Raw genomic sequence first — 8,452 nt, 5'->3', positions numbered from 1 at the left:
CAAACAAGAATTATTCATTACTATGTGTGCCTTGGAGCCGCAGGCGGAAAGGAATGGAAGGTTAATATGAATGAAAATTTTGAATATAAGATTGCGACTAGAGAGGATATTGACGCAATTGTGCAGTTTCTTGCAAGAGACTATTATGAAACATCAAGGGCTTTAAAAGACCCATGTAAGATGATTTTTCTTGCATATAGTGGAGAAGTGATTGTAGGCATACTTGAACTACTTGATTTGTCTAATATTTCTTTTGTCTATGTATCTGAAGATTATCAGGATACACTTGTACAGGAAGAACTTCTTGAATTAGCAGAAAGATTTGTGACAAAAGAACTAACTGCTTATACAGATGAAGAACATCTTTCTTTCTTTAAACAGCATGATTATGTAGTAGATGTAGAATCAAATAGTCGTTATTTATTGAAGAAGACTATTCCAGTGCTTCCTCGTTTTAGTGATTATGATCAGGTATTAGAATTTATAGAAGCACAAAAGGACCGTGTTTATTCTTTAACGAACTTTAAGAACTTCATGTATGACTTCTATGATCCACAGACTAAGTTAACTTGTGTTCATATTGGTGGAACAAATGGAAAAGGTTCTACAACAAACTATACAAAAGAAGTTCTTAAATGTGCAGGCTATAAAGTAGGGACATTTACATCTCCAGCCTTAGTGAATCGTTTAGATATTATTCGAGTGGATGATGAACCTATTGATGAAACAACTGTTGTAAGATATGCCAATCGTTATATGGATGACTGGATGGCATATGAGCTTTCTAAGTTTGAAATAGAAGTGTTTATTGCGGTGATGTACTTTATTGAACAGGGTGTCGATATTGCCTTATTTGAAGTAGGTCTAGGCGGTACACTCGATGCAACAAATATCATTTCACCAATACTTTCTGTTAATACAAATATCGGTTTAGATCATGTCAAGTTCCTAGGTAACACATATGCTAGTATTGCAAGAAGTAAAGCAGGAATCATTAAACGTGGTATTCCTTATATGACAGCGGAAAGAAGACCTGAATGTTTAGAAGTCTTCTATGAAGAAGCACATAAGCATCATTCTTATGTAATAGAAATAAGAAAACCTAAACGTGTTTATTATGGAGCCTCTATTTCTTATGATTATCATGGATATCATATTGATTTGTCTACATCAGCTCACTATCAGGTCGCTAATAGTGCACTTGCGATTAATATTCTAGAATATATTAGAAAAGAATTCCCATTCAAGGATGCAGATCTAGAAAAAGGAATGCATGATGCAGTATGGGAAGGCCGTTTTGAAACAATTCATCAAAATCCATTAATTATTGTAGATGGGGCACATAATAGAGAGGGAATGGATGCTTTCTTTGAAAGTGCTCGTGATTTTAGTAATATCAAGATTATTTTTTCAGCTTTAGGTGACAAGGATACACATCATATGTTAGAGACGTTGTTATCTTTATCAAAGGATATTACAGTCACACAATTTGATCATCCTCGTCGTGCAACGGCTCAACAACTTGCTGAAGATTTCCCAGTCAAAATTGATGAAGACTGGAAACATGCCGTAGAAGAGGCATATAGTCATAAAGGTGTTGTGTTTATTACAGGTTCTCTTTATTTTATCTCAAAAGTGAGACAATATATTTTATCCAAATAATGAAAAAATATATTAAATATGCATGGCCTGATGAGGTCATTCATGCATTAGGTGATATGGGGATGATTGCACCTGGTATTGTTCAGAAGCAGTCTTATCGTTTGATTGAGAAGAGCCAGTCTTTTATATTGAATATAGATTCAACAAAAGACCGTCTCTTATCTATTGTCCCGCCACTGCTCGCCTCAATGATTCATGAAGAGAAGACACAGATCATTCTTCTTGGACATAAAGAAGAACTGCTTTCTTCTTCTTTTGATATGAGAGAATACAATAAATACACACAATATCGTTTTATTACGTCCTATCCAGGAACCAATACCTTTGAAGAATGCCAGACGATTCATAATGGAATAGATATCCTCTTTACGACACCTACCAAATTATTGGAATATATTAGAAGAAAGGTCATTGATACCAACTTTGTATCTTATCTGATTTATCAGGAATCCAATCAATTTTCTAATGAAGAAATAAGAGAAATTAAAGAAATCAAGAAGCATATGCCCCTTGATTGTGCCAGCATTCTATATGGTCTTAATCATCATAAAGACTTAAAAGATAATATTAATACAACACTTCATGAATGCCAGTCCATTCCTCATTGTATGCATTTTATTACAGAAGACGCTTATTTTAATTCAGAAAATAAGCAGGTGATTTTTGTACAAAGCTATGAAGATGTTCTTTATTATCAAAAAAAATTCAATACAGAACTTGTCATTCATCAATTTATGAATCGTGCATCTCAGTATCGCATTATGCATGAGTTCAATAAAAAGGGTGGTCTCTTGATTGTGTCAGACATAGCGTCTCGCTATTTATCTTTATGCTGTGAGACAGTAATTCATATAGGTGTTAATGGTTTTTATCAATATATGAGTCATTTGACACATGTCAAAGGCGTGATGCATTCATACATCTATGATACAAATATGACAGATAAACAACTAAAGGCAGTATTAAAACAGCCTGTGATTGCCATTTCTAAGGAGGATTATAAAAAGAATCAGCATCTTCTTTATGAAACAATCAATAAGAACCCAGATGTGCTTTATACTCTTGAACCAGACAAATTAATTGCAATTATCCATCATTTAGCCCGATAAGAGAAAATAGTTGTTATTTTTTTAACAATAATAATTCCCTTATATAGGGCTTTTTTTTAATATGTAATCAATTACAGAAAAGAAAGCGTTTGCAAGTAAGCCCTTACACGTGTATAATAAAAGAAGTGAAAAGACATAAGGAGGATTGAGTAGTTATGAAAAAATATGTTTACTTATTTAGCGAAGGTAACAAGGATATGCGTAATCTCCTTGGTGGTAAAGGTGCCAACCTTGCTGAAATGACAGGTATCGGTTTACCTGTGCCTCAGGGTTTTACAGTGACTACAGAAGCTTGTACACAATATTATGAAGACGGAAAAATGATCTCAGATGATATTAAAGAACAGATCATTGAACATGTTAAAAAGCTTGAAGAAATCACTGGAAGAACTTTAGGTGATCCAAAGAACCCATTATTAGTATCTGTACGTTCTGGTGCGAGAATCTCTATGCCAGGTATGATGGATACAGTATTAAACCTTGGTTTAAATGATGAAGTTGCTAAGGAATTCGCTGCAACAACTGGAAATGAACGTTTCGTATACGATTCATATCGTCGTTTCATCCAGATGTTCGCTGACGTTGTAATGGGATTCCCAAAATCAGATTTCGAACATAAATTTGATGCAATCAAAGAAGAAAAAGGTGTTGAATTCGATACTGAATTAACAGCAGAAGACTTAAAAGAAGTTGTTGCTGTATATAAAGAAGCTTATAAAGCACATGCAGGTGTTGATTTCCCACAGGATCCAATTGAACAGTTATTAGCTGCTGTTGAAGCAGTATTCGGTTCTTGGAATAATGACCGTGCCATCACTTATCGTCGTTTAAATGATATCCCAGGTTCTTGGGGTACAGCTGTAAACGTTCAGCAGATGGTTTATGGTAACAGAAGTGATAAGTCAGGTACTGGTGTTGCCTTCACTCGTAACCCAGCAACTGGTGAAAATAAATTATTCGGTGAATACTTAATGAATGCACAGGGTGAAGACGTTGTTGCTGGTATCAGAACACCTCAGCCAATTGCTACATTAAATGAAGTTATGCCAGAATGTTATGAACAGTTCCAGAAGATCTGTCATATTCTTGAAGATCATTATAAAGATATGCAGGATATGGAATTCACAATTGAAGATGGTAAATTATTCATGTTACAGACTCGTAATGGTAAGAGAACAGCGCAGGCTGCATTAAAGATTGCTGTTGACATGGTTGAAGAAGGCATGATTAATGAAGAAGAAGCCTTATTAAAGGTTGAACCAAAACAGTTAGACCAGTTATTACATCCAAACTTCGATAAAGATGATTATAAGGCTGCAAAGGCTGTTGCTACAGGTTTAGCTGCTTCTCCAGGTGCTGCTACTGGACATATCTACTTCACAGCTGAAGATGTTCAGAAAGCGCATGCAAATGGCGTTCAGGATATGATCTTAGTACGTAATGAAACTTCTCCAGAAGATATCGAAGGTATGAACTTAGCTAAAGGTATCTTAACAGTACGTGGTGGTATGACATCTCACGCTGCAGTAGTTGCTCGTGGTATGGGTACTTGCTGTGTTGCTGGTTGTGGTGTATTAAGAGTTTCTGAAGATAAGAAGACATTAACATTACCAGATGGTACAGTATTAACTGAAGGTGATTATGTATCATTAAATGGTTCTACAGGTGAAGTATTTGCTCAGAAGATCAAGACTGTTCCTGCTGCCATCAGTGGTGATTTCGAAACTTTCATGGCTTGGGCTGATAAAGAAAGAAAATTATATGTAAGAACAAATGCTGATACTCCAAGAGATGCTAAACAGGCTGCATCATTTGGTGCTGAAGGTATCGGTTTATGCCGTACTGAACATATGTTCTTCGAAGAAGAAAGAATCTTCAACTTCAGAAGAATGATTACTGCTGAAGATGTAGAAACTCGTAAGGAAGCGTTAGAAAAGATTCTTCCATACCAGAGAGGAGACTTTGAAGAATTATTCAAAGCTATGGATGGATATAGTGTTAATATCCGTTTCTTAGATCCACCTCTACATGAATTCTTACCTCATACTGATGAAGAAATCAAACCATTAGCTGAAAGCTTAGGTATGACTTTCGAAGCATTAAAGGAAAGAGTAGAATCATTAAAAGAATTCAACCCAATGATGGGTCACAGAGGATGCCGTCTTGCTGTTACTTATCCAGAAATCGCTGAAATGCAGACAAGAGCTGTAATCGAAGCTGCAATCAACGTAACTAAGGAAACAGGACATACAGTTACTCCAGAAATCATGATTCCATTAGTTGGTGATGTTAAAGAATTAAAGTATGTTAAGAATGTAGTTGTTAAGACTGCTGACAAGTTAATTGCTGAAAGCGGATTGGACATGAAATATGAAGTTGGTACTATGATTGAAATTCCAAGAGCTGCAATCACTGCTGACAAGATTGCAACTGAAGCTGAATTCTTCTCATTTGGTACAAATGACTTAACTCAGATGACATTCGGTTTCTCAAGAGATGATGCTGCTAAGTTCTTAGGCGATTACTATTCTAAGAATATCTATGAACATGATCCATTCGCTACTGTTGACCAGGAAGGCGTTGGAGAATTAATGAAGATTGCATCTGAAAAGGGAAGATCAACTCGTCCTGATATCAGACTTGGTATCTGTGGTGAACATGGTGGCGATCCAAAGACAGTAGAATTCTGCCATAAGATCGGATTAACTTATGTATCTTGCTCACCTTACCGTGTACCAATCGCAAGACTTGCTGCTGCTCAGGCTGCTGTTAAAGAAAAAATGGGTATTTTGTAATAACTACTTATCCTTTCACTAGGCCGTTCGTAAGAACGGCCACTTTTTTATCTAAATTTTCTATGGTATAATGTCATTTAAGAAGGAATATAAGAATATGAAATTACAACTAACATTAAACAGTCTTGCCTTGATATTATGCTGTGGTGATTTGATTCCAAGTTCTCTGCAGCCTTTGAATACTGAAGAATGGCAGGAAATCGAGAAAAAATTGAAATCCATAAATAAAGAACCGAGCATGATTACTGGTATGAGTTATGATACTTTGACTCAGATTATTGGACTTGATGCTTTTACAGCGCGTAAGATAGAAAAAAGGCAGAAATTACTGCCTGATCTCTTTTATGCGCTTCAGAATCTAGAAAGCCAGAATATTGGTGTTACTACTATTTATGAAGAAGATTATCCAGCTTGTTTACGAGTGCTTGGAAGCAAGATGCCCTTAGTAATAAGCTATATAGGTGATCTCTCTTTAAGTTATGGTGTTAATATTTCAGTTGCTGGTCCACAGGTGATGAATAAGACAATGCGTCATGTTACTAAGGAAGTCATGAAGAAGGTTTCTAAGGAAGGTTATACCCTTGTTGTGGGTGGTTCTAAGGGCGTGGAAGAGTTAGCTTTAAGAACTCATTTAACTAATAATGGGAATGCTGTTTTATTTGTCGCAGATCATATGTTTGATAAGATCAGACTCTATTCTAAATATTTAAAACAGAATAAACTTCTGATTATGAGTGCCAATGACCCTTATGCTTTATTCGATGTGACACATGCATTAGATAAGAATCTTTATATCTGTGGTATGGTCTTTGCACAAGTGGTTACAGGAACTCATATTGGTAGTGGACCTGTCTGGTTTACATCTATTCAGAATATTCATTCTCACTGGACAAGACAACTTGTCTATGAAACATTGGACTATAGCGGTAATATTAGACTGATTGAAATGGGAGAAGCACATTTTACTGATGAAGATTTGAAATCTGATGTCACTCTGGCAGAAGTATTAGATAATCATGAAACTATTATTAAAAAGGATGATCCAAGTATTGATCAGATGACAATATTTGAATTTATTGAGGATAAGCATGAATAATATAAAAAAATATCCAGTAACATATACATTGCTTGCTTTATGTATAATGACTTATATAGCGACAACTTTATTATTTAGTATTGATATGAATGCCATGCAGGGCTTAGCGGCAGGAGGATTCAATCCTTATTATGTTCATGTCACACATCAATACTATCGCTTGATCACGGCCAATTTCATTCATTTTGGCCTGATGCATATTGTAGTTAACTGTTACTCTTTATTTGATTTAAGTTGCTTTGCTGAATATTTAATAGGAACTAAAAAGTATATAATAGTGATACTCACATCTATGCTTTCTACCACTGGTCTTCCTTATATTGCTTATTTATTATTTGGCACAGGAGCACATACAGTAAGCGGTGGTGTCAGTGGGGTTATTTTTGGAATCATTGGAGCTATTGGTGCTCTTTATCTATTCTTTCCCTCACAGCTTCGCGACATTGCAAGAAGCTTAGGGATGAATGTTTTATTAATGTTGTTTATATCTTTTGTTGTTCCAACAATATCCTTATCTGGTCATGTGAGCGGTCTGATTGGTGGTTTTGTGTCTGCTTATATTATTCTATATATAAATAAAAGAAAACGTGAGAAGTTCTTACATAGTTCATAATGTCTTGATATACTGAATCCACGAGGTGAGTCTATGAATATTGCGATTGTCTACAGTCATAAAAGTAAATATGCACAACAACTTGCAACCATGATGGCAAAAACTGCAAGAACACAGGCAATTTCATTTCAAGACTATGATTTTGATGCTTGTGTAGATCTTCTTGTTCTTGGATTTGATTGTCCATACTTTGGTAAATCAAAAGAAGTAGAACAGTTTGTCATGAAGCTCAACCGTGATCATGTGAAGAATATTGCTTTGTTTTCTACATTTATGTTTTCTTCAAAGGCACTTGATGATATATCTGATTTATGCATGAGGCAGGATCTGCCTCTTATGCGTGAACAATATTGCTGTAAGCTGCCAATAGAACTTAAATGTCAATTATCAGATAATGCAATCAATGGTGGAATCGTCTATGTGAATGATATGATTAATATATGTAGAGATTATTACTAGACAGCGTAAGCTGTCTTTTAAAATGCAAAAAAAATACTCCATGAGGAGTATTATTCAATCACCATTGCGTTTGGAATTGGTGCTTTTGGATCTTCTTTATTAAAATGATCATAATAAAGAACACCTTCGAAATGATCTAATTCATGCTGTAAACAGATGGCAGTAAAGCCTCTTGCAACAATAGTCACTTCCTGATCTGTTAAGGCATCATAGCCTTTTACAGTAACTTTAGCGCTTCTAGGAACTATACCAGGCTGGTCTTCAGGAACAGATAAGCATCCTTCACCATTCTTTAAATATGCGACCTTTACTGTACTTGCAACAATACGTGGATTAACAAGTGCCCACTGATCGCACTTTACAATATTGCCTTCTTCATCTACTGCAGGAATATAAATAGCACACATTCTCTTTGGAATACCAATCTGAATAGCGGCAATACCTACACCAGGTCTTAAATCATACTTTTCAGCCTTTTCTTCGTCCTGAGAATCTACAAGATATTGATACATTTCCATTAAAGTATGACGGTCTTCATCACTTAATGGTAAAGTCACCTCTTTAGATTTTTCACGAATTAAAGGATTTTTATCATCAATTACATTTTTCATGCTTAACATACTTCGTTTCACCTCTGTGTCATTATAGCAGAGTCCTTGGCTTTTTCCAATTATGTATAGCCTATTTTCTTTTAAGCCTATTTCATGTATAATATTTC

At 35.3% G+C, this 8,452-nt stretch carries 7 protein-coding genes; 6 read left to right on the top strand and 1 reads right to left on the bottom strand.

The window, feature by feature from the left end:
• The 6 genes from ACFOZZ_RS11720 to ACFOZZ_RS11695 all read left to right on the top strand — a co-directional run.
• Positions 1-1,662: glutamate ligase domain-containing protein (locus ACFOZZ_RS11720; RefSeq protein WP_376815296.1), on the top strand; the 1,662-nt coding region annotated here is incomplete at its 5' end.
• Positions 1,662-2,771, top strand: coding sequence for a DEAD/DEAH box helicase (locus ACFOZZ_RS11715; RefSeq protein ID WP_376815295.1), 1,110 nt, complete (start codon positions 1,662-1,664; stop codon positions 2,769-2,771). The genes ACFOZZ_RS11720 and ACFOZZ_RS11715, both read left to right, overlap by 1 nt.
• A 155-nt stretch (positions 2,772-2,926) precedes the next feature.
• On the top strand, positions 2,927-5,566 hold the full coding sequence (gene ppdK, locus ACFOZZ_RS11710; RefSeq protein ID WP_147556394.1) for a pyruvate, phosphate dikinase: 2,640 nt from the start codon (positions 2,927-2,929) through the stop codon (positions 5,564-5,566).
• A gap of 97 nt (positions 5,567-5,663) precedes the next feature.
• Positions 5,664-6,662 carry a DNA-processing protein DprA gene (locus ACFOZZ_RS11705; RefSeq protein WP_278780184.1) on the top strand — a complete coding sequence of 333 codons (999 nt, stop codon included), beginning with the start codon at positions 5,664-5,666 and terminating at the stop codon, positions 6,660-6,662.
• Complete coding sequence (locus ACFOZZ_RS11700; protein ID WP_055289292.1) at positions 6,655-7,275, top strand: rhomboid family intramembrane serine protease; 621 nt, start codon at positions 6,655-6,657, stop codon at positions 7,273-7,275. Before ACFOZZ_RS11705 ends, ACFOZZ_RS11700 begins: the two co-directional genes overlap by 8 nt.
• A gap of 33 nt (positions 7,276-7,308) precedes the next feature.
• Positions 7,309-7,734, top strand: a complete 426-nt coding sequence (locus ACFOZZ_RS11695) for a hypothetical protein (protein WP_055233826.1) — start codon at positions 7,309-7,311, stop codon at positions 7,732-7,734.
• 50 nt (positions 7,735-7,784) lie between these two features.
• On the opposite strand, the gene def is transcribed toward ACFOZZ_RS11695, so the two are convergent.
• A complete protein-coding gene (def, locus tag ACFOZZ_RS11690) occupies positions 7,785-8,354 on the bottom strand; it encodes a peptide deformylase (protein WP_055233825.1) in 570 nt (189 codons plus the stop codon).
• Positions 8,355-8,452 lie beyond the last annotated feature (98 nt).

The organism is Catenibacterium sp. GCM10023432 (assembly GCF_042651925.1).
GTDB lineage: Bacteria > Bacillota_I > Bacilli_A > Erysipelotrichales > Coprobacillaceae > Catenibacterium > Catenibacterium mitsuoka.
The sequence above is the reverse complement of the archived record's forward strand: the minus strand, read 5'-3'. Positions and strand labels throughout refer to the sequence as shown.